Annotated in this window: 20 protein-coding genes; 6 read left to right on the top strand and 14 right to left on the bottom strand. The window is 71.1% G+C overall.

All coding sequences use genetic code 11. The annotated features are described in order from the left end of the window. Positions 1 to 40: 40 nt before the first annotated feature. From ACIBW6_RS32925 to ACIBW6_RS32885, 9 genes are all read right to left on the bottom strand, one after another. Positions 41 to 664 (bottom strand): alpha/beta fold hydrolase, encoded by a 624-nt coding sequence (locus ACIBW6_RS32925; protein ID WP_399066205.1) that lies wholly within the window; start codon positions 662 to 664, stop codon positions 41 to 43. 274 nt (positions 665 to 938) lie between these two features. Beyond that, positions 939 to 2,918 (bottom strand): NAD-binding lipoprotein, encoded by a 1,980-nt coding sequence (locus ACIBW6_RS32920; RefSeq protein WP_399066203.1) that lies wholly within the window; start codon positions 2,916 to 2,918, stop codon positions 939 to 941. 1,083 nt (positions 2,919 to 4,001) lie between these two features. After that, on the bottom strand, positions 4,002 to 4,250 hold the full coding sequence (locus ACIBW6_RS32915; RefSeq protein WP_399066201.1) for an SCO4226 family nickel-binding protein: 249 nt from the start codon (positions 4,248 to 4,250) through the stop codon (positions 4,002 to 4,004). A gap of 855 nt (positions 4,251 to 5,105) precedes the next feature. Continuing rightward, positions 5,106 to 5,996: an SDR family oxidoreductase gene (locus tag ACIBW6_RS32910; RefSeq protein WP_399066227.1), complete on the bottom strand. Its 891-nt coding sequence runs from the start codon at positions 5,994 to 5,996 to the stop codon at positions 5,106 to 5,108. A gap of 395 nt (positions 5,997 to 6,391) precedes the next feature. Further along, positions 6,392 to 7,084, bottom strand: coding sequence for a hypothetical protein (locus ACIBW6_RS32905; protein ID WP_399066199.1), 693 nt, complete (start codon positions 7,082 to 7,084; stop codon positions 6,392 to 6,394). Further along, the gene (locus ACIBW6_RS32900; protein ID WP_399066197.1) at positions 7,081 to 7,206 is read right to left on the bottom strand and encodes a hypothetical protein; all 126 of its coding nucleotides are present in this window, start codon (positions 7,204 to 7,206) and stop codon (positions 7,081 to 7,083) included. The genes ACIBW6_RS32905 and ACIBW6_RS32900 overlap by 4 nt, the downstream gene beginning before the upstream one ends. A gap of 324 nt (positions 7,207 to 7,530) precedes the next feature. Then, positions 7,531 to 9,159 carry an adenosine deaminase gene (locus tag ACIBW6_RS32895; protein ID WP_399066195.1) on the bottom strand — a complete coding sequence of 543 codons (1,629 nt, stop codon included), beginning with the start codon at positions 9,157 to 9,159 and terminating at the stop codon, positions 7,531 to 7,533. A gap of 459 nt (positions 9,160 to 9,618) precedes the next feature. Beyond that, the gene (locus tag ACIBW6_RS32890) at positions 9,619 to 10,386 is read right to left on the bottom strand and encodes an SDR family oxidoreductase (RefSeq protein WP_399066193.1); all 768 of its coding nucleotides are present in this window, start codon (positions 10,384 to 10,386) and stop codon (positions 9,619 to 9,621) included. 80 nt (positions 10,387 to 10,466) lie between these two features. Next, on the bottom strand, positions 10,467 to 10,772 hold the full coding sequence (locus ACIBW6_RS32885; protein ID WP_399066190.1) for a putative quinol monooxygenase: 306 nt from the start codon (positions 10,770 to 10,772) through the stop codon (positions 10,467 to 10,469). Between the two features lie 113 nt (positions 10,773 to 10,885). On the opposite strand from ACIBW6_RS32885, the gene ACIBW6_RS32880 reads away from it, so the two are divergent. Next, positions 10,886 to 11,422 carry a winged helix-turn-helix transcriptional regulator gene (locus ACIBW6_RS32880; protein ID WP_399066189.1) on the top strand — a complete coding sequence of 179 codons (537 nt, stop codon included), beginning with the start codon at positions 10,886 to 10,888 and terminating at the stop codon, positions 11,420 to 11,422. Between the two features lie 458 nt (positions 11,423 to 11,880). Here ACIBW6_RS32880 and ACIBW6_RS32875 read toward each other — a convergent pair whose 3' ends face one another. Further along, on the bottom strand, positions 11,881 to 12,261 hold the full coding sequence (locus ACIBW6_RS32875) for a hypothetical protein (protein WP_399066187.1): 381 nt from the start codon (positions 12,259 to 12,261) through the stop codon (positions 11,881 to 11,883). Positions 12,262 to 12,487: 226 nt separating this feature from the next. Between ACIBW6_RS32875 and ACIBW6_RS32870 the strand changes: the two genes are divergently transcribed. Further along, positions 12,488 to 13,000 (top strand): GNAT family N-acetyltransferase, encoded by a 513-nt coding sequence (locus ACIBW6_RS32870; RefSeq protein ID WP_399066185.1) that lies wholly within the window; start codon positions 12,488 to 12,490, stop codon positions 12,998 to 13,000. 169 nt (positions 13,001 to 13,169) lie between these two features. Here ACIBW6_RS32870 and ACIBW6_RS32865 read toward each other — a convergent pair whose 3' ends face one another. The 4 genes from ACIBW6_RS32865 to ACIBW6_RS32850 all read right to left on the bottom strand — a co-directional run bounded on the left by ACIBW6_RS32865 (position 13,170) and on the right by ACIBW6_RS32850 (position 15,976). Next, positions 13,170 to 13,604: a subtilase-type protease inhibitor gene (locus tag ACIBW6_RS32865; RefSeq protein WP_399066183.1), complete on the bottom strand. Its 435-nt coding sequence runs from the start codon at positions 13,602 to 13,604 to the stop codon at positions 13,170 to 13,172. Positions 13,605 to 14,123: 519 nt separating this feature from the next. Then, entirely contained in the window at positions 14,124 to 14,837 is a 714-nt protein-coding gene (locus ACIBW6_RS32860) for a 4'-phosphopantetheinyl transferase family protein (RefSeq protein WP_399066181.1), read from the bottom strand. Continuing rightward, positions 14,834 to 15,076, bottom strand: coding sequence for an acyl carrier protein (locus ACIBW6_RS32855; RefSeq protein ID WP_399066178.1), 243 nt, complete (start codon positions 15,074 to 15,076; stop codon positions 14,834 to 14,836). The genes ACIBW6_RS32860 and ACIBW6_RS32855 overlap by 4 nt, the downstream gene beginning before the upstream one ends. A gap of 15 nt (positions 15,077 to 15,091) precedes the next feature. Beyond that, on the bottom strand, positions 15,092 to 15,976 hold the full coding sequence (locus tag ACIBW6_RS32850; RefSeq protein ID WP_399066175.1) for a hypothetical protein: 885 nt from the start codon (positions 15,974 to 15,976) through the stop codon (positions 15,092 to 15,094). Between the two features lie 358 nt (positions 15,977 to 16,334). On the opposite strand from ACIBW6_RS32850, the gene ACIBW6_RS32845 reads away from it, so the two are divergent. From ACIBW6_RS32845 to ACIBW6_RS32830, 4 genes are read left to right on the top strand one after another with little or no spacing between them, the layout of a single operon-like run. Beyond that, on the top strand, positions 16,335 to 17,417 hold the full coding sequence (locus ACIBW6_RS32845) for a phytanoyl-CoA dioxygenase family protein (protein WP_399066173.1): 1,083 nt from the start codon (positions 16,335 to 16,337) through the stop codon (positions 17,415 to 17,417). Beyond that, on the top strand, positions 17,399 to 18,709 hold the full coding sequence (locus tag ACIBW6_RS32840; protein ID WP_399066171.1) for a DUF6271 family protein: 1,311 nt from the start codon (positions 17,399 to 17,401) through the stop codon (positions 18,707 to 18,709). The genes ACIBW6_RS32845 and ACIBW6_RS32840 overlap by 19 nt, the downstream gene beginning before the upstream one ends. Next, on the top strand, positions 18,706 to 20,601 hold the full coding sequence (locus ACIBW6_RS32835) for a condensation domain-containing protein (RefSeq protein WP_399066169.1): 1,896 nt from the start codon (positions 18,706 to 18,708) through the stop codon (positions 20,599 to 20,601). Before ACIBW6_RS32840 ends, ACIBW6_RS32835 begins: the two co-directional genes overlap by 4 nt. A 1-nt stretch (position 20,602) precedes the next feature. After that, positions 20,603 to 21,868 carry an MFS transporter gene (locus ACIBW6_RS32830; RefSeq protein ID WP_399066167.1) on the top strand — a complete coding sequence of 422 codons (1,266 nt, stop codon included), beginning with the start codon at positions 20,603 to 20,605 and terminating at the stop codon, positions 21,866 to 21,868. Positions 21,869 to 21,915 lie beyond the last annotated feature (47 nt).

The raw sequence follows: 21,915 nt of genomic DNA, 5'->3' as shown, positions 1-21,915 counted from the left end.
AGCGCGACCTGGCCTGAGACGCATCGGAGGCGGGGCGCGTTCAGGTGAGGAAGTCCAGCAGTTGTTCGTTCAGTTCGCCGGGGGCGGTTGCGGGCAAAGTGTGGTGGGTGTCCCCGGCAAGGACGCGGATCTCGGCGTGGGTTAGTCGGCGGCAGGCCGGGGCGGCGACCTTGGCGGCGTGGTGTGTGCGGCTGTGCTGGGCGAGCAGGATCAGGACCGGCATGTGCAGGCCGGCGGGGCGGGGGCGAGCGGCGAGCCAGGCACCGTAGGAGTGGCCGCACAGGTGGGTGCGCTTGAGTGCGGGCCCGTCCAGGAGAGCGTCCAGCCAGGCTGTCAGGTCGGTGGCCTTCTCCAGCGGGCGGCCCCGGCGTTCGGTGCGGCCTGCGTCTCCGAGGAGGTTGACGGCGAACAGGCGGTATTGATTGCTGAGGGCGGGGGCGGTGGCGAACCAGATGAGGCCGGTGGCGAGGCCGCCGGGCAGCAGGACCAGGGCCTCGCCGTCGGCGGGCCCGTGGATGTGTACGCGGGTCGGGCCGTACGGGGTGGGGGCATCCTGCTCCTCGGTGGGCGCGGGCCAGCGGGCGCGCAGTTCTTGAGCGGTGCGGTCGGAGACGAGGCCGGCGGTGGCGCGGTAGGTGTCGGCCAGGCGGTCGCGACGATGCATCCCGTGCCGGGACGGTCACTGATGTGCAGTGGGGGCAATTGAGCGGTTGTTGCCGGACCGGACGCCGGGCCGGGGCGGCCGTTGGCGAGATTGGCTCTCCAGACCGAAGCCACCCCTGTGTCCCCGATCGGCGCCAGGAGACATGAGCGCAGCGAACATCACGCGCGCGCGCCGTCCGCTCGGGCGCCACGTCCCTGCCCGCGTGCGGCAGCCACCACCGTCTCGGTGACTCCCTGTGCGCGATACGCGTCTTCGGGGCCCCCTTTTGACGTGATCATCCTCGGGGAGTACGGCGAGGAAGCGGGAGTCCGCCGCTCCTGACGGCGCCTCGGCGGCCCTCCCCGGCGACCACGACCACCTCGTCGCCCTCGGACCAGCGCCGGCGGTCCGCCTTGGGCGGGTTGAGGCGCAGCCCGTAGCCGGGGGCCCGGTGGGCCTCGGCGCGGCTGCGGTAGCCGATGGCGCACTCGCCCCGCTCGCGCGCCGCCACGACGACCGTGGCGAAGGACGTCTCGTGGCCAGTTACGACGTAGTCGGCGGCGGACCGCAGGTGGAGTTGTGTGCCGCCGGCCGAGAACAGTTCGTCGAAGACGGCCGCCAGGTGGTGGTTCTGGGAGATCTGCGCCATGAGCAGCCCGATCAGCTTGCCGCTGATGATCACGTCGGCTCCGGGGCCGAGCGGGGCGAGGGGCCGGTTGCTGTCGTCGGTGAGCTCGGTGACCACTGGCAGTTCCCGGCCGTGTTCGAGGTGGCGCAGGACGAGCAGGGTGACGAGTGTGCGGGTATCCGGCTCCTCGGGGGGCTCGCCGGCCCGCGGCTCCTGGCCGAGCACGATGACGCTGTCGTAGGAGACGAGGTCCAGGGCGGCCAGGGTCTCCGGTCGGGTGGTGTCGCCCCTGAGGGCCATACAGGTCCAGTCGCCGCCATCGCCGTCGCCGCCATCGCCGTCGCCGCCATCGCCGTCGCCGCCGTCGCAGGCGGCCCGCACTGCGGCCTCGTCCTCGTCCGCCACCACGTCGGCCGCTGAACCCGGGGGTGCGTTGCGGCCCCACTCCCGCAGCACGAGGGGCGCGCGGCGGTTCCAGCCCAGCACCAGTAACCGCTCCGGCCGGGTGTCCGGCGGCCGGGGGCCCGCCACGGACCGCTCGTCGACCAGCGGCGCGCAGTGAGCGAGCTCGGCGGTGTCGTCGTCGGCGGCGATGACGAGGAGACAGTCATCGGGTTCGAGCACCGTCCGCGCGGGCGGGTTCAGCCAGGGCACCCCGCCACGGATCAGCCCGACCGCGCTGGCGTTGCCGTAGGAGAGCAGCGCCTCGCCGAACTCTTGGCCGGCCAGGGAGGGGTGGGCTGCCGGGTAGAACTCGTCCCCGGCGAAGTCGAGCAGGTCGCGGTGGACCAGGGACAGTCCCGGGCGGCGTGCCGCCTGCGCGATGAGCCGGGCGGTGACGGTGTCGCTCTCCAGGACGACGCCCCGCGACCCGGCGGCCAGGCGGGCCGCGAGCAGGTAGCCGCTGTCGCGGACCGCCGCCACGACGGGGACGGCGACGTCGTCCTCGCGCCCCGTCGCCCGCAGGGCCAGCAGTGCCTTCACGACGTCTGCGTCGCTGCGGGACGCGTCGGGCGGCAGCACGATCACCGAGTCGGCGGTGGCCGGACTGGTCAGCGCCAGCACGGCCGGGTCGGCCGACGGACCGCTGCGGCAGATCAGCCGGGTCCGGCCGGTCGGGCCGACCTTGCTCTGCAGGGACTCCTCCATGGCCGTCTTGTCCCGGTCGGCCAGGATCGCCACGGCTGACCGCCGCTGGTTGGCGCCCGCCGCGACCAGTTCGCCCACCACCGTGAAGACCTGCTCGGACCAGCCCAACACCACCACGTGGCCGCGCTCCAGTAACTTGGAGCGGCCGCGCCGCAGGGCGATGAGCCGCTCAGTGAGCCCGGTCGTGATGAGACCGACGAGGGTCGATACGTAGACCAGGGCGACCAGGGCCAGCAGCACCGACAGGGCCACTCGGGCCGGACTGCCGGTGGTGCCGCCCAGCCGCATCGTCTCCCCGGTCAGGCGCCAGATGGCCGCCACCTTCCCGGAGAGGGTGGCGGGGGCGTGCCCGCTCGTCCACACGAGCGCCGCGCTCGCAGGGACGACGACGGCCAGGCAGAACAGCACCAGCCAGCCCACCAGGGCCGAGGTGCCGCGCGCCAGGGTCGTGTCGAACCAGTACCGCACTCGGGCACCCGCCTCAGTCCGCTGTTCCACTGTGTTCCCCCTCCGCGCGCAGGTCTGTAGGGGCAGTGTCCTGACCCGCCTTCGCGCGCCGGGCGGCACAGGACGCGATTCACCCCTTCGCCGTAACCGGGGGCGGACGCCCGCTCCCCGCGTGTCTCCGCGCACCCGGTCCGCACCGGTTTGAACGGGATCATCGCCTCGTCCGAGGCAGTTCGACGCAATGCCGCGCGAACCGGACCGCCGGTCCCGTAGAAGTTGCGGCAAGACCGAGCATCACCAGGCTGACGTCGATCACGGCGGCCTGATCAGACGTACGCTCACGACAACCGCGGGCACCACCGCCGTGGCCAGCCCCTCCTCGGCTCAGGCAGCAGCACGGGCAAGGGCAGCGGCCCTGCCCGCGCGGTCGCCCCCGCGCAACCCCGCCCCGGCGGTGGCGCCGTCCGCGGCGCGCGGCGCGGACTTCGTCCGCTGCCTCGCAGCCGCCCGGGCCCTGCTCGTCGTCGACGCCGACGGCCGGCCCCTCGTCCCCGGCTACCGGCGCATGCTGAAGGGCGGCCTGCCCCGCACCCGGACCGGGGCCGGGGGTCAACGCCATCGGGGCAGGCCTCCCGGGTCTTTGTAGATGATCCAGGGCGTGACGAGGGACCGTACCGCCAGGAGCAGCTACTTGAACCTCCCTGGGAGGGTGCGCCGCCCTCTGCGATGCACTCTCTTCATCCACCCGGCGGACCACACCGGCAGAGAGCGAGAGAGTTTGGTCGGAGCCACATAGTTGTGGTCCGCCCAATGCGGCTATCTTGATTCTCAGGGCTGACGGAGCCGATGGAGTCAGCGAGGTAGTAGTACGCCTTGCCACTGCGGGTCACGGAGTTCAAGGTGCCCCCGGGCTCGGCGCTGGCTGGCGTTCCGGATCACCTATTGCGGGACTTGCGCCGCGAATCACCCAGAGTAGTCGCGCGCACCCACCAGCCGAGGATGCCGATACCGACTGCCACAACGGTGATAACAATTCGGCATGCGCTGGTGAGCACCATGTCGGTTCCGCGTACCGCGGTCTCGCTGAATCGAGTACCGAAGGAGGGGCCCATGTAGGTCGCCCGGCCCTGGGGCTCACGCCGTCAGCGGCACCTCGTGGACCTCGTCGGCGCGGTGGCCGGCGCGTTCATGGATGCGCTGGACCGCTTCGGCCGACGGTGCCTCCGAGAGGCAGTAGATTGTGCCCGAATCGGGGTCCGCCCAGGCCTTTTCGAAGTGCACGCCCTCTTCCTTCTCGATGGCGAGATCCGCTTGATGCGCCTGCTTCAGCTGCTCCGCGGTGATCCCCGCCATCCCGTGGTGGACGTCCATGTACCGGGACATGGCGTCGCACCTCCTTCCGACTCGCCTCGTCCGAAGGGCTGGAGTCGCTGGCCCGTGCCTGCACCTGCTCCGCCGTCTCCATCGTGCACCCGCGGGGCCGGGGTCGGCGACTGGGGCCGAGAGCTGCGTTCTGTGCTGGACGAGGTCAGACAACGGACCGCCATGGACAACACCGTCAGCGATGTGAGGGACACCCACAGCTGACCTGTCACGGCCGTCATCGCGGCACGCCGCGTGGTGCACGACGAGGGTGAGCAGCTACCCGGGCAAGACCAGGGGGTGCCCGCGCGGAGGGCCGCAACACGTGTGTCGGCGTCACGGCGAGCGGGCCCGGGCCGGGGTGCGTGCGAAGCCGCGGCGGAGCGGAGCGGCAGCCAGAGCCCGCCGCGAGCGCGACACGGGCGACGTCCCGGCCCGCGCAGGCACACCAGCCGTGCAGACCGGACCGCCGCCACGTGTCACCTCCGGGCCCCGGCGTCCACCGCGCCGCGAACAGTCCGATCGCCGGCAGACGGCCTTGGTCGAGCGGTCAACGTCCATGACCGGGGCCCTTCCGCTGGCCGCGGCCGGTTCCGGGCGGAACTCGTCTGCCGGGCGTGGTGAGCCGGTCGCGGGGCGCTGTTGGACGACAGGGGCCGCTTCACCCGGCCAGGTCGCGGAAGTCCCTCCCCTGCTGTCCCCCGGGCCCGGTCAGGTGAGAGCGGCCAACGGCGTGCAGCACGGCCAAGGATGCGGAGCAGGCCGGGCACAGATGCGGTGGAAACCCACACGCGTCATACCGAGAAAACTTCACACCATATCTACCCCGGGCAGCCCCTCGCCCTGACCACCGGGTCTCGGGATGATCGGTCGGCACTACCGGGGTGACTGCTCACCCTCTCCTTCCAGTGGATCACTGCTGCTCCCCTCGGAAGGGCAGGCGAAAGGTGTTAAGAGGAACTCGTGAACGCCGCGCAGTCTCGTACGCAACTTCGCTTGGGTGGCCCGGCTGTCGAGGCGGACGTTGAGCGCGCCGAGAAGCGGGGTGTCGGCGCGGATGCCCCTCGGCAGTCGGGAAGCATCGAGTCCATCTCGCTGAGCGATCAGTACACCCAGAGCGTGGCGATTCACGGCATCCGTACCGGCAAGGTGGTGAACTCCGGACGCATCGGTGAAGGCCAGCTCCAGCAGGGCGGCGGCGAGGTCCTCGACATGCACGGGGCAGCGGACATCGTCGGTGAACAGCACTCCGGCCCGGGAGCCTGCTACGAGTTCGTGCACGAGGCGTACGTGCTCGGACCGGACATCACCGATGATCAGAGAGGTCCGGGCGACGACGGCATCCGGAGCCAGAAGTCGGATGCCGGTCTCCGCCGCCGCCTTCGCCGCGCCGTACGGCGTGACGGGGTCAGGGAGACAGGACTCGTCGTAGTGGTCCCGGCTGCCGGAGAATACGGCGTCGCTGCTGACGTGGACGAGGCGGCAGTCGTACTTCGCCGCGATCATCGCCAGGCGAACGGATCCTTCGGCTGAGACGGCCCAGTTGGCGCTTCCACTACTCGCGTTGATGACTGCGCAAGGGGCGAGCGAGGAAACGATCTCTTCGACACGGTCGCCGTCCCGCAGATCCATCTCGTGCCACGTGGCCTCCGCGGCGGCGCACGGCCTGGTCGCGAAGGTCGCGGCGATTCGATGCCCGGCGGCAGATGCCTGGCGGACCACCTCGGTGCCCAGGAACCCGCTGCCTCCGACAATGAGAACCGTCATGGCACGCCACGGTAGACGGCCCCCACCTCGCCCGGTGTCGACCACTTCACCGGGCCACGTCGTCCCGTCGGCGCGCTTGTATGTCACGGTGTTGACGACGACCGTTCCCGAGGCCGCGCCCTTGAACGCCTTCTGGACGGACACCTCCCACTGCTGTTCCAGCTCGCCGGATTGATCGCCGGTGTTCTCGCCGACCTTCTTGACCACTTGGCCGTAGAAGATGTCGCTGGAGGCGTACGAGATGTATTCATCCCGGGACATGTCCGTGGCCACAAGGTTCTCTTGCTCCGACGAACCATTGGAGTCATCGCCCACCGTCTGGACCACGGTGAGAGTTGCTGCTCCAACGACAGCTATGGCGGAGACCGGAAGAGCGACGACGCGTACCTCCTTGTTCACGCTGACCATCCCCAGAGCTTGTGGTAGTCGCCGCGGTCACGTGAGGTCGGCTTGATAGACGGAATATCGCCAGCGCTCTTCACCATGACCGACGCCCCATAGGCGGCGCTCTTGTGGCACAAGCCGAGTGCGTGGCCCAGCTCATGAGCGGCTGCGGCTCGACGGTAGAAGGGTGTGTCCCACGTTCCGGGGCTTCCCTGGTGGAGGTAGTAGTCGTTCATCTCGATGGTGTCGGTCGTGCCGATATCACCATGGCGAGTCCACGTGGCCAGCGCACCATCGTTCTTGTTCTTGTCCTTCCAGTCCAGGTCATTGCTCGTATTCCAGGCATCACCCTTGAGCTTGATCTGGCTGAGACCGCTATTTGTCCGACCTGTATGAGCGTGGCTCTGGGCGTCGTACTTGGTCGAATTGGTGAACCGGATCTCCCGTCCGTCGACAGACGATCTGCCGGTGTCATCGCGGAGGCCGTCCAGGCAGGATTCCGCTTCCAATGCCCACCCGGCGGTGGGGCACTTCGAGTCCATCACACGGCGCCCGACGACAGCCCGTTCCTGCTGTCCGCCGCCCTGGGCCAGCTGGTCCAGGGCGGCCTTCTCGGCCCGATCCGCGGTCAGCTGCCAGCGCAGATTCGTCGCCGTCCAGTCCGCGGCGTACAGGGAACGGGCATCGACGTGCGGGGCAGTCACTGGGCCGGGTGCTGGTCGGCCTTGGACCGGTTGCTCGTCGCGGTGACCGCGGCCAGCGAGCGGTCCGCGGTGAGGTTTCTTGCTGTGTGGCTGGCTGCGCGGCCGCGCCGGGAACCGGACACGACGTTGACACAGGGTGCGGCCGGCTCACTGGTGACTGTCGACTTTGGTGAGGTCGGGATCGAGGGTGGTGCAGCTGCCCAGGAAGTCGACGTTGGAGCGCAGGAGTTCGTAGGTGTCCCTGCGGAACCCACAGGGCGATGGTGGCGCGGCCGCCCTTCAGCTTGGCTTCGCGTTCCATTTCCTGGGTGATGCCCTTGGTCGTGGAGGTGGAGGTGGAGGTGGAGGTCTTGGTCCGCAGGCCGGAGGTGACGGTGGACGTCACCTTGCCGGTGGCACCGCCGTAGGTGAAGCTCGCCTCGGCGCTGACGCTGATCAGGTCGGGGTCAGCTCATGCGCGCGTGCGTGCGTTCGAAGGTGGTGTAGGCGGACTCCAGGCGCCACTGGGCGGCTGCCTTCGGGCTGTCGGCCAGGAGGCGGCCGCAGGAGCCGCCGGGCTCGCCGCTACCTGGGCGCGCTGTCGCGCAGGCCGAGACGGGTCGATAGCCGTCGCGCGTCGGGTTGCCGCGCCACAGGCTGCGGCCGGGCAGGAAGGCGTATTCGAGTGAGGCCCGCGCCAGGTCCTTCAATTCGGGGTAGCGCAGCCGGTAGGTGGTGGACGCGTACTGGTATTCGTGGCTGATGTCGGTGCGGGAGATACCCGGGTCGTCGGTGGACAGGACGACTGGCACGCCGTAGGTCCGGTAGGTGCTGAACGGGTGGTCGTCACCCTTCACGCCGAGAATCTGTGCGTTGCTGGTGAGCGGCACCTCGACGGCCGTCTCCCGGCGGGCCATGGTGCGGGCCAGTTGCTGCCAGTTGTTCTCGTGGGCGAGGTCGACGCCGTGGCCGATGCGTTCGGCCTTCGCCACGTTCACCGCCTCGCCGATGTGGAAGGACAGATCCTCCGGCTTGACCAGCCCGGGCCACAGCTCCCCGGCGTGCAGGGTGATGTGGGCCTTGGGGTACCGCGTGCCCAGGTAGTTCAGCATCCGCATCTGGAGCCGGTAGTTGCGCAGTGCGCTGTCTCCGTCCTCGGGCTGGACGAGGTTGACGGCGACGAACCGGGGGTCGCGTCCGGCCAGCTTCAGGCCGAGCGCGATCTGGGTGAAGACGCGTTCGGGAGAACTGCCGCGGGAGACCTGTGAGATCCACCGCACAGGCAGCCGGCAGGCGCGGCGGGGGTGCGCGGTGTTGCAGCGGGCCTCCGTGCGGAACTCGGCGTTGGTGCGGTCGGCCTCCTTGCGGGCCTGGGTCACCAGCCTGTCCAACTTGCCCCCGGCCAGGAGTTTGCGGTGCATCCGTGCCGGGTCCGGGTCCCAGCCGACCTCCTCGGCGAGCTTCTTCGCGCCGTCGGAGGCGGGGGTCGCCATCGTCTCCAGGTACGACTGGTTCTGCCGGGCCGCGTGTTCGGCGACCTCTGCGAGGAGCTTGCCCGGGTGGCGCCAGGTCACCTCGCCGAACTTGCCGAAGGCGGCGAAGAAGTGGTCGTGCCCGGACTCGTCCTGCGGGAAGTCCTCCATGGACCAGGCCCGCACCAGTTCCTGGTGGAACGCCTTGTCGGTGCGCGCCTCGGCGGCCGGGCGGGCGCCGTCCTTGCAGGGCGGCTGCACCGCGGTCATCGTCTCCTCCTCGATGCACAACCCGTCCTGCGCGCCGAGTTCGATGAGGTACTCGGTGCTCACGGCACCGGAGAGGTGGTTGTGCAGGTCGCCACCCTTGGGCAGCTTCCAGAAGAAGTCCCGCAGTCGGCCGGAGTCGTGGCGGGCGGATTCCAGATAGGCGGCTGTGCGGGCCTCGGCGGCCGTGGCGGGCGGCCGGTCGGCGGCAACGGCGGCGGGACCGGTCTTGTCGGACCGGGCCCCGTCGGGCTGGGCGGCGGCCGGCAGCGCGGACAGCGCGGTCAGCACACAGAGTGCGGCGGCGCCCGTCGGGTACAGGATCCGACGGCGGCCACTTCGGGATCGAAGAGTCACCCCAGCATGATCAACGAATCAGGCGACGCGTGAAGACGATCGCTGGGGGGCGTCACTCGATCGAAGGATGCCGCCGATGACCTCTCGTTTGGATCAACGGGAAATCGAAGCCGAAGAAGCCCTTACCCGCGGCCACGCCCCCGCGGCCATGGCCGCCGACCCCGACCCCGACCCCGACCCCGACCCCGAGCGGGACCTGGCACGGACGGGGCGCTGGATCAAGGACGAGAAACGCCATGGCCCGGAACATGCCAGCGGTCTGGCTGCCGGCCTGCGCGACCGGAGCAACTGCTGGAGGTTGGCCCCACCGGCCGCGGCTCCCTACCTGTGCGACATGCGCGCGAGCGACTGGCACACACCGGCGTGCGCATGGCCCAGAGGTACACGCGAGGTGGGTACCTCCCGGTACTGGAGGAGTCCCGCAGGGGCGTTCCGCCGGGGACAGCGGGCCCGCACGGGCTACCAATCGATCTGGGTTGCCAGGAAGGGGGCATCCTCTGGGGCTTGCTTACGGGCCGCCAGCAGGCGCTCGGCCGGTGCGCCGACCGGTATACGCAGCGGGGGTTCGGCGTTCTCGACGGTGTCGGCCACTGTGCGGGCGACGTCTTCTGGGGTGATCGACTCACCGCGCAGGGCGCTGAGAGCGTTGAGCAACGGGGCGTACGGGTCGCCTTCACGCAGGAACACGCTGGCGCGTTCGGCGCCGCCGGAGGAGACCGCGCCGGGCTGGACGAGACTCACCTTGACGCCGAAGTGACGTGTCTCGATGGCGAGTGTCTCGGCGAGCGCCTCCAGTGCCCACTTGCTGGCGCCGTACAGGCCGATCATCGGCAGCACCAACCGCCCCTGGACGCTGGAGATGAAGATGAGGCGACCCGCTCCCCTCTCCCGCATCGCGGGGAGCACGCCTTGGACCACCCGCAGCGCTCCCAGGGTGTTGAGCTGGAAGAGCCGGTCGGCCTCCGCGAGCGGCACGCTCTCCAGGGGCGCGCGTACGGTGTCGCCCGCGTTGCTGATCAGGACGTCGATGTCACCGGCGTCTTTCATGGCCTGGTCGACGCTCTCCTGATCCGTGACGTCGAGCCGCAGCCGCTGGTCGACGGGGAGGTCCGCGAGGTCCTCCGGATGGCGTGCGGTGGCGATGACCCGGTGGCCGCGGCGGGCGAGTTCGACAGCGATGGCCCGGCCGATTCCTCGGGACGCACCGGTGATGAGCACGGACGACATGGTGGACCTCCTTGTTTGCTGGGGGTGGCGGGGGGGGGTGGCAACTGACCCGGCCGGAGGTCGGCCAGGCCCGGGATTCGTCAGGCCGCGGTCTCGGCGCCGACGGGGTGGCCCCTCATGAGCCACCTCGGGCCTTCGGCGTAGGCGCCGGCCTCCGCGAAGAACGCGGCGAAGTAGGGACCGTCGACGTGTGCGTGGAAGGCGTCGGTGTCCGCGTAGACCTCGTTCAGATAGAGGACGTTGAGGTCGTCCTCGTCGACGATGACCTCGAACCGATGCGAGCCGGGCTCGTTCGTGAGGGATTCGCGGGCGGTTCGTCGGGCCGCTTCGATGAAGTCCTCGCGATGCTCCGGCTGGACGGTGAAGGAAACCAGGAATTGATACATGGGGCCGCTCTCCTCTTACCCGAGGCCGCACTAGTTCACTGACTGAACTGGCCAGGTCATCACCGTAGCATGCTTCAGTTCAGTGAGTGAACTACCTCTGTTAGGATCGGGGTATGACGCTCCCCAACACCTACGCGGACCGGAACTGCCCAGTGGCGCGCACACTGGAGGTGGTCGGCGAGCGCTGGACCCTTCTGATCGTCCGGGACGCGTTCTACGGGGTGCGTCGGTTCGGGGACTTCGCCACGCAGCTCAAGATCCCGCGTGCCGTCCTCACCTCGCGGCTGAAGTCCCTCGTGCAGGAGGGCGTACTCACACGTGACGACGGCGACGCAGGCGGCGTGGAGTACCGGCTGACCGCCAAGGGCATCGCTCTGTGGCCGGTCGTGCACTCCCTCATGCAGTGGGGCGAGACCTTCTACTCCCCCGACGGGCCGAAGCGCGTCCTGCGTCACGACGAGGATGACGGCCTGCTCGACACCGAGGGGCGCTGCCACGAGTGCGGTGCGGCCGTCCCGGTCCCGGAGATCCGGCTGGAGACCGGGCCGGGATTCCAGCCGTCGGAAACGGCGCAGGATCCGGTGTCCACTGCAATCAACGCCCCGCACCGCCTGCTCGAACCGATCACCGCGCCACGCTCGGCGCGCTGAGGGCAGCGGGCGGTTTTCCCCTGACTACTGTCAGCCGTGCTACCAGTGCATGGCATGGCTTCGCGGATCCGTCCGTGGCGAAGGAGTGCTCAGGAGGCGTTGGCGCACCCTCACCGGCGGGCCAGAGCCGGAACAGCCTCGCGCGGTTGACGTCGTCCTTGTCGGTGGCCCGGCCGGTGCAACACGCTGCACCGGGCGGGCGACACCTGCGCGCTCAAGAACCCGGCCCACTCTGGCTGGCATCAGTGCACTGACTTGACGCTCATACGGTGATGGGTGCGTGACGCGCATCCGTCTCCTCCCCTGTCCACCATCCGGTGACGACTGCCCGCCGACGGAGCCGCAGGAGCAGGCCCGCCAGGTGTCGCCGCGGCTATTGCGTGCGGTGTGCGTGACCCGGCTGGGGGTGCGGCCATCCCGCTGCGGGCTTGCGCCGAGCCGGAGCACCCCTGGGGCAGCTACAGCTCTTCGCTCAACATCTCGCCGGGCATGGTGGTGGTCGCTGCCTTCCCCGAACTGTAGAGCTGAGCGATGACGGGCGTGGTCACGTCTTCGAGGGGCTTTTCCGGGGCCGGCAGCAGGTCGGCCCCGCCGCACTGGTTGAGCGCGCTGCCTACCGGCAGGCCGAGAAGGTTGCCTCCGGCGGAGCCGGTGCCGTGGCTGGTACTTCCCTGCGCGCGGGCCCCGTTGTCGAGATTTGCGCAGGAAGTGCCGAATGCCGGGCTGAGAAAGTCGCCGATACCGCCGGCCGACGCCTGCGGGGCACCGGCCAGACCGGTGGCAAGCACCGCGGCGGTAGAGCTGACACCGAAGGCGACCAAAGCCGTGCGTGAGGTCATACCCGCACGAACGAGATCAGCCAGGTGATGGTTACTGCCGAAAGGCGCGCGCTCTCCAGGGCCGGTATAGGACCGGCGTCAGCCCGGGCACTTGCGACAAGTTCGCCTACCTACGCACCGAGCAGTGACTGGGCGCAGACACGAGCACCCCGCGCCCGAGTCCGGGACGTCCAGTGGACCCGCGCGATCCCGAAGGGCCTTCCCGTGTCCGTGTCAGGATCCCGGCATGGCCGAACCGACGCTTCGCCCTCGTACCGACGGCCACATGAAGGGCTGCCTCCAGGCGCTCGCCACGGTCCAAGCGGCCGACCGTTACCCGGTGGACTGGCCGGCCGATCCTGAGGGTTGGCTCACTCCCCCAGGCATGCGCGAGGCGTGGGTGGCCGTGGGGGACTCGTCGGTCCTGGGTCATCTGGTCCTTGCTCCCGCCGGAGAGGCACTTGCTGACGCCGTCGGGCTGCCTTCGGAGCGTCTGGTGTCCGTGGCACGATTCTTCGTCACTGTGGCTGCCCGCAGGCAAGGTGTGGCCGCGAGGTTGCTGGACAAGGCGGTCGAGGTCGCGGCGACCGATGGGCTCAGGGCCGTCCTCCAGGTCGAGGTCGGGGCGACGGGCGCCATCCGCCTTTACGAGCGTGCCGGATGGCGTCACGTGGGCGCTGCGGCGGGTGACTGGAGGACAGCCGATGGGCGCGTGGCCCAGATGCGCTCTTATCTTGCTCCGCTCGACCGCTCCTCGTAGTGCGTGGTGAGCGGAACGGTGCGTCAGGCGGCCCGCCGCCCGGTCAGGACGACCGGCGCGGCACCGCATGTGCCGCGCCGGCCTGGGGGCTTTGGTCCTTCACAGGGAGGTCGAGGACCGTCAGGGCTCCGTCAGAGGTGTTGTCGGTAGCCCCATGCCGGTGGCCCCGTCAGATTTCGAAGACGACGGTTGTCGCGGCCCTCTTGATGCAGTCATTGGCGAAGGTGCGCTCGTAGGCGACGCGGGTGCCGCGCCAGACGCCCTGGGCCGTGACGGTGACGGGATCGTACTTGTGCGTGCAGGCGACTTCCTGCTCGGCCGGCAGTCGGTCGAAGTCGCCGTCAGCAAGGCGCAGTTGCGAGCAGGCCAGCTCGGGGGCCGGGTGACTTCCCGAAGGCTTGGGTGCGCAGGTCAGCGTGACGGCGCGCTCGGGGGCCGCGTTGGCGGCGCTGTCGCCGTGCGCCACCGTCAGGACGAGGGCCGACGGTGCGTACAGGGACGTCGTGGACGGGGCCGTGGCCGGGAGCGCAATGCCGCTCAACGGTCCGAGCACGGCGGTAGCCGTGAGGGTGATCGCAGTGGCCAGGCGCGCGGTGATCGGCATGGTGTGCATCCTTCCGCTTGGGTCGTAGTGCCGGGTTCGGCAGCGGCGAGTCTGCTGAATCAGCTTCGGAAACACACATGCGGCGGATGCGTTTCGGGTGACTTTGAGTGATGAACCAGTGGCGTGATGTAGCACCGCGGGGCACATGCCCCTCGTAACTGGGCGGCGGGAGAGCGTACTTCAACGTGGTCTGGCTGAAATCCCTTCGCTCGACAATCGGCTTGAACGCACGGGGTCAGCGCCTGCGTCACGCTCCGTTGCGCGTCTCGCGGGCGGGTCGAAATGACGATGCCACCGTGGATCTGAAGGCCGTGATGCCGCTGAAGGGTGTCGAACATGGGGCAAGCGGACCGGTCTGCCGAATGTTTCTGCATTCACTTACGTCGGCCTGCACCGGGAGGAAAGAAGGCCTCGGCCACGGTGACCTTCACGGCGAGGGGCGCGCGGGCCCGACCACCAGGCGCGGCCGGGCCCCGACCGCACGTCCGCACCCGGAAGCCCGGCGGACCCGCGGACCCGTTACCCGTTCCGGACGAGGTCCAGATCGGTGAGGTCGGCCCGCCGCCACGGCCCGGCACAGGCCACAGCGGCGCGCGCCCCGCGCAAGGCGTCGTACCAGGAGTGCACGGGCAGTGCCGCGTCGCCCGCCTTGAACCGTGCCTCCTCCTCGACCCAGCGGGTCAGCCCGTCGACGAGGCGGGCCTCGGTCTCCACCGTGTCGGTCAGCCCGTCGACGGCCGGTGACCGGCGGGTGGCGTCCGTCGCGTCGCCCGGTGGGCGGTCGGCCGTGGGGAAGCGGCGGCGCAGCAGTTCGGGGCGGGGCGGGACGCGGTCCCCGGGCTCTACGTCGACGCCGACCCGGCCGTGCCCCACGGCGGCCGCCACCAGTCCGTCCGCGTGGCTCATGCTGACCCCCAGTCCGGGATGCGCGGGCAGGAAGGGGCGGCCGTGACCGTCGCGGTCGCAGTCGGGGCAGCGTTGGCGCAGAGCGGGCCGACGCGGCGGTCCGTCGGCGAACCGGGCGACGCACCACCGCAGCAGCAGGCGCGCCGCCAGGACGTCGTCGCGCCGCGCCGGCACCCGCACCAGTTCCAGTCTGCGCCGCTCCCAGCCGGCGAGCGTGCGCTCGTCCGCGCCCGGGACGGCCAGGACCTCGGCGGTGCGGGCGACGACCACGAACGTGGGGCCGCCGACCCGTTCCGCTGCGGGGCCGGCCACCTCCCCCGTGTTCACGCCTGGGCGGTCACGGAGGCGCTCAGGAACCGTTCCTGGATGCGGGCGAGCGTGCGGAAGTCATCGATGGTCGACGTCTGCAGGTCGATGGTCTCGCCGCTGATGGATTCGAGCAGGTCGATGAAGTCCAGGAAATCCATGGAGTCGATCAACCTTGCCTCGATCAGGTCCTCGTCGGGGGCGATGGCCCCGTCGAGTCCGGGGTTCTTCTCGTGGATCCACGCGATGACGGATTCCATGGCGCTGGGCGTTCCTTACTCTGCGGTACGGGTGGTCGGGTACTGCGGGGGGCCGGGCGGGACGTCGCGGAGCGCGACGAGCGCGGCCTCGGCGGAGCCGTGCGCGAGGATCATCGCGTGGGCCCAGCGTTCGACGCCGAAGGCGACGCACGCGCTGTAGGCACTGCCGTGCGTGCCGGCGCTGATGCGCAGCCGTTCGCCGAAGAAGTTCCGGTGCCGGTTCACGGAGGCGATGGCGGTGCCGTCGGAGATGCTGTACTCGTGCTTGACCGGGTCGAGCGCCATGAGCCGGGCCCGTGAACCCTGCCGGTCGTAGAACGGGTCGTCGGCCGCCGCCCGGGTGAGTTCGAGACCGAGGCGCCGAGCCGCTGCCGTGATGAACTCCGCACCCCGGTCGAGGTGTTCGACGCAGCCGTCCTTCGTGCCCAGGTACACCACCTCCCGCATGTGGAAGCCGTGCAGCCGGCGCAGTCCGTCGTAGTGGGTCTCGTTGCGAAAGCAGCGTCCGGTGGCGGACAGCAGCATCCCGTCGTCACCGATGTCCTGCCCCTCCAGGGACAGCAGCAGGCCGTAGCAGGTGGCCGAGGGCAGTACATGCCCGGTCGTCCGCAGCGGGACGTCGGTCGGCGGCTCCCCGCCGGCCAGTGCGTCCAGGGCCTCCGGGGCGAACCGCCCGGCGGGGACGCCCAGGTGCGGGAAGTTGCGGAAGTAGTCCAGGCGGGCGAGTCCGTCCGCGGGCAGCAGGGGCGGGCCGAGGCACTCGGGGGCCGCCAACTGCTCGGCCAGGCCGCGCAGCAGTGTGTCCAGGCCGTGCAGGAGCGCCGTGTGCACGGGGTCGAAGGCGAGCAGTCCGGCGCCGGGGCCGCGCAGTCGCGGCAGCGGCCGGGTGGTGGTGTTCATGCAAACCGCTTCCTGAGGATCGGGCGGGTGCGGAGAAGCCCGGGCGTGCGGGGGCGGCGCGACGGTGAGGTGCCGCCAAGCACGCTGCGTGGGCGTCGAGTTGTGGACACTAAGCCGTCGCGACGGAGGTTGTCTAGACCAAAGGGCGGAAGGTCGATCGCGGGTCCGTTTGCTCCGGCCGCGGGCTCAATGACCCCCACGAAGAGGGGACTTGACAGCAACCTGCGGTCTAGACCAGTGTTCGAGCGCTCCCTGTGTCCCGCCGCGATCCCGGCCGACGACGGGGCACGGCGCAGCCATGACCGCGCCGTACGCGTGCCCAGCCGATCCGACTGCCGGACATCGCCGAAGGACTCGCATGACCACCACCGCGCCCACCCGCACCCGCCGGCCCCGTCTGCACAGGGCCGCCACCGACCGGCCCTACTTCAGCGCCGACGGCGAGTCCTACCTCGCCCAGACCACCCTGCGGGAACTGGAGAAGACCCGTCCGCTGCGGGTGCTCACCGCCGAGCAGTTCGCCCACTGGCAGACCTACGGCTACGTCATCGTCCGCGAAGCGATCCCGGCCGCCTCCGCACGCCGGCTGCTCGACTTCACCTGGGAGTTCCAGGGCCTCGACCCCGACCGCCCGCAGACCTGGTTCGAGGACCGCCCCTGGCGGTCCCAGCTCGACCGGCAACTGCACATCTACGGCTTCGTCGAGGCGTACCACCACCAGCTCCTCTGGGACAGCCGCCAGAGCAGCCGGGTCTACGACGCCTTCGTCGACGTGTGGGACAGCGAGGAACTCTGGGTCACCCTCGACCGGCTGAACCTCAACCCGCCCAACCGCGGCAACCGCGACCGCGCCCTGATCGACCCCACCGACCGCGGCTTCGACATCGAGTTGCACTGGGACATCGACACCACCCTCGGCGTCCCGCCCCAGCGGGTCCAGGGCATCATCGCCCTCAACGACACGAGCCCCGAGACCGGCGGCTTCCAGTGCTGCCCCGAACTCTTCCGCCGGTTCGACCGGTGGGCCCCGCTGCGGCCCGCGGACCGCGACCCGCTGCGCCCGGACGTGGACCACGACGAGTTCCCCGTCGTCCGGCCCGACCTGCACCCCGGCGACCTGCTCATCTGGAACGGCCTGCTCGCCCACGGCGTGGCCCGCAACACCTCCGACAACGGCGTGCGGGCGGTGCAGTACCTCTCGATGATGCCCGCACTGGAGGAACACGACCGGCTGCGCACCTCACGGGTCGAGTCCTGGCGCCACCTGCGCACCCCGCGCTGGAACCGCACCCTCGTCGGCGACCCCGTCCTGCACGAGTCCAAGCGCTATCCCACGGCCCGGCTCGACGCCCTCGGCAGCCGTCTGCTCGGGCTCACCTCCTGGCACGAGCCAGCGGCACCCGCGAACGCCGAGGAGCGCGCGTGCGCCGCATCTGCCTGACCCTGCCCACCAACCGGTCCTGCGCACCCGCCATCGCCGGCCTGGCCCGGGAAGCCGCCTACGGCGCGCGCGCCTTCGGCGTCGAAGCCCACGTCCTCGTCCTGGACTCGGCCGACGAGGCCGCGCGCGCCGAGCACCGCGCGGTGATCGCACACCTGCCCCCCGCACCCGGGGTGGTCGTGCACCACCTCGACGAGGAGGCCCAGCGGGTCCTGCTGCGGGACCTCACCGCCACCGCCTCGCCCACCGACGCCGGCCGTCTGCTGAAGCTGCTGCTGCCCGACGGCGTCTCCTACGGCGCCTGCACCGACCGTGCCTTCCTCCTCGCGGAGGTCCTCGGCTGCGCCTCGGTGCACCGACGGGACTCCGACAGCCGCTACCAGCGGCACGACGGCGAGACCGTCTTCCCGATCCGGCACGAGCTGGACTTCCTCGACGCCACGGCGTCCGAAGCCGCGGAGCGGGTGTCCCTGCGCCGGTTCGACCCCGCCGCCGGAGACCGCCGGGTGGCTCTGGTCGGCGGCTCCTTCATCGGTGACATGTCCGTCGACCTCGACGCGGTGCGCCGGCGCGACCCGGCGGCGTACGAGCGGCTCATCGGGCTCACCGTGCCCGACGACCACCCGGCGATGTGGCGCGCCACCCTCGTCGCCGAGGCCTTCCGCGGCGGGGGAACGACACCCTTCACGGAGGATCGCACCACGCTCGCTCGGGTCCCGGCCACCCGCGTCGACATGTGCAACGTCGCCCTGTCCCGCGCGGTGTACAGCAGAGTCCCCCTGCCTCCGGCCACGGAGACCGTCGGCAGCGACTACTTCCTGCTGAACCTGGTCCACGCGGCGGCGCTGCCGGGCGTGTTGCACAACCGGCACATCGTCAACCACCACACCCCGGACCGGCGCACCGACAGCGGGTTCCTGGCCTACCAGATCAGACTCGCCAAGTACTTCCTGGCCGTCCCCCGCCTCCACGAGATCCACACCGCGCTGCGCGATCCCGGGACGCGCCTGCTCGACGAGGACGGCCGGTTGCGGACCGGCGAAGTCGCCGCCGCGGTGCGACGCAGCGCCGCCGACTCCCGCCCTGGCGACGTCCACCGGCTGGACACCCTCGACGCCGTCCACCGGAGCCTCGGCGGACGCTGGGCCGAGGCCGCCGACCTGCTGGCGGCGCACCGCGACCGGCTCCGGGCCGAGGCCCGCACCGACATGGCGGACTTCGCCCTCCTGCTCGACGCATGGCCCGCGTTGATCCGCGCCGCGCGCACCAGGGAGCTGGTGAGCGGACGATGACGACGGACGCACCCGAGACGCCGCCCGAGGCGGAGCGGAACTCCTGGACCGAGCACACGCACCGCGTGACCTACCGCGGCGGGACCGCCCGGCGCGGCCCGCTCGCGGTCGGACAGACGAACATGATCCGCTGCATCCTGCGTGACGACCCCGTGCAGATCAATATCCACGACGTGTGGTCGGCCCCCGACGGCACCAGCGTCGAGCGCGCCCTGGACGCACTGCGTGTCCTGGTCGAACGCCATGAGGCGCTGCGCACGACGTTCCCGCACCGCGGCGGCGACCTGCCCGACGAGCAACGGGTCACGGCCGCCGGCACGTTCGACGTCGTCGAGCGCGCCCACCACGCCTGGCCCGACGAACCGGCCCGGTACGCCGAGTCCGTGGCCCGTCACGCGCGCCACGGCCGCTTCCGCCTCGACCGCGACTTCCCCCTGCGACCGACCCTGCTCACCCGCGACGGATCCGTCACCCACGTGGCGCTCGCGGCCAGCCACGCCGCCACCGACGGCACCGCGCTCGCGATCTTGCACGACGAATGGCGCGCGCTGGTCACGGGCGCCACGCTCACCGCCCCGGCCGCCCTCACCCCGCTCGACCTCGCCGCCGAGGAGACCTCGCCCGCCGGCCGCCGCAAGAGCGAGGCCTCCCTGCGGTACTGGGAACGCGTGCTGCGCACCGCGCCGCAGGCCATGTTCGCCGAACCACGGCTGCGCGCCGGGGAACACGCCACCGCGCAACTGTCCCTGCGGTCCCTGCGGGCCGGACGCGCCCTGCGCGCCGTCACCGCACGTACCGGCAGCCCCGCCGCGACGGTCCTGCTCGCCGCGTGGAGCACCCTGGCGGCACACCGGGCGGGACAGAGTACGTGTGTGACCGCCGCACCGACCTCGAACCGCGGCCGCTCCGGTCTCGCCCGCAGCGTCAACACCCTCTCCCAGGACGCGCTGCTCAGCCTCGACGTCAGCGGCCCGACCTTCGACACGGTGCTGCGCAAGGCGTGGGGCGCGGCCATGGACGCCTACCGGCACAGCAGGTTCGACTCCGTACAGCTCTGGAACATGATCGACTCGGTGACGCGCGAACGCGGCAGCCGCTTCGCCCGCGACGTCGTGTTCAACGACGTGAGCAGCGTGCCGGCCACCTCCGTCGGCACGGCGGCGTCCCCCGAGGCCGAGCCCGCCGAACTCTCCCTGACCTGGGGCCCGGAGCAGGAACTGCCCACCCGGCTGCTCACCTTCGTGTACGCACTCGAGCCGGAGCTGCGCCTGTCCCTGTGGGCCGACCCCGCGCTCTTCACTCGCGAGGAGGCCGAGCGCTACCTCGTCGGCCTCGTCCGTTTGCTGGAGGCCGCCGCGGCCGCGGACGTGCCGCTCGCCGAGCTCACCGCCGTCACCGGGGTGCGCCCGGCGACGCGCGACGCCGACTGGTTCCGGATCGACGGCTGCTGGGTCTCGCGCACGGCCGTGGAACAGGCGGTAAGCGAGGCGGCGGGCCACCTCCCCGCTCATGTCGCGGTCACTGACCCCCGGTCCGGCGCCGGGCCGGGCACCCCCGGCGACCCGGACGCGGCCGACCCGGGCGGCCCCGGCCCGGCCCGGCCGGACGACCCGGCCGGCACCGGACCGGACGAGCCGGACGACCCGGCCGGTACCGGACCTACCGGGCGGGACCGGCGTCTGACGGTCTTCGTCGCCGCGCCCGACGCCTCCGCCGCGACCCCGCACTCACTGCACACCGCGGTCATGGCCCAGGTCGCCGCCCGGTCCGAACTCCTCGCGCCGCACCACTACGTCCTCGTGGCGAACGCCCCGCGCGACACCGCCGACACCGCGGCCTGGCGCCGACTGCCCGTCCTCGTCGAAGGGAACGGCCGCGAGCGGCCGATGTGACATGACCACCGACCACGCCCCCGACACCGTACCGAGCCCGTGGCGCTCGGCCCCCTTCCGGTTGTTCTTCACCGCCCGCAGCGCCTCCCTGCTGGCCGACGGCATGCTGATGGTCTCGCTGACCACCGCCGTCCTCGCCACCGGATTCGGCCCCTCGGGCGTCGGCTACGCGCTGGCGGCGTGGATGGCGCCCGTCGTGCTGCTCGTCCTCATCGGCGGTGTGCTGGCCGACCGGTTCTCCCCGCAGGTCACCATGGTCGCCGCCGACGTGCTGCGGATGTTCGCCATGCTGATCATGGCGGCGCTCCTGGCCCTGGGGGACCCGAAGCTGTGGCAGATCATGGCGCTCATGGCGCTCAGCGGAGCCGCGACCGCGCTCTTCCAGCCGGGTCTCGCCGCGCTCGTGCCGCAGGTCGCCGAGGACATCCAGCGGGCCAACGCCCTGCTGCGCGTCTCGGAGGCGATGAGCGCGCTGCTCGGCCCCGGCCTGGCCGGCCTGCTCGTCGCGTACTGGGACGTCGCGGGCTCGTACACGGTGATCGCCGGCGCCTACGCGCTCAGCGCCGTCGGCCTGCTTCCCCTGCGCCGCCTCGCCGCCGCCCAGGACGAGGAGACCGCGCCCATCTGGCACCGGCTTGCGGTCGGCTGGCGCGAGTTCCGCTCCCGTGACTGGCTGTGGTCCGTCATCCTCATCTGGTCGGTGTTCGGACTGTTCGTCTTCGGGCCCGCGCTGCCCCTGGGCGCCGCGCTCATCACCGAGCAGCACGGGGCCAACGGATTCGGGTGGATCGCCTCCGCGGACGGCGCGGGCACGATCGTCGGCGGTCTGCTCGGCCTGCGCGCCCGGCCGCGCCGACCGGTCGTCGCCGGGGCGCTCGCCATGCTGATGTTCGCCCTCAACCCGCTGGCCCCCGCGCTCGGCTGGTCCTTCACCGCCACCGCGGCGGCTCACGTCCTGGGAGGCTGCGGGTTCGCGTTCTGGGGCGTGATGTGGGCGACGAGCATCCAGACGCACATCCCGCTCACGGTCCTCAGCCGCGTCTCCGCCTATGACGTGGCAGGCTCCATCATGGTCATCCCGCTTGGCCGAGCCCTGTCGGGCCCGGCCGCGGAGGCGTTCGGCGCGGCGCACGTGCTGGAGTTCTCCGCGGTGGCCGCCGTCGTGCTCCTCACGGCGATGCTGGCCGTACCGGCGATCCGCCGCCTCGGACGGGAGCCGTCGAAAGCGGCCCCCGCGCCCTTGGGCCCGCTGGCACCGGCCGACTAGCGCTGTGACCGGAAGCGGTCACAGCACGCTGATTGACCGCGAGGCGG

It is taken from the genome of Streptomyces sp. NPDC049813, assembly GCF_044465085.1.
Classification (GTDB): Bacteria; Actinomycetota; Actinomycetes; order Streptomycetales; family Streptomycetaceae; genus Streptomyces.
The sequence above is the reverse complement of the archived record's forward strand: the minus strand, read 5'-3'. Positions and strand labels throughout refer to the sequence as shown.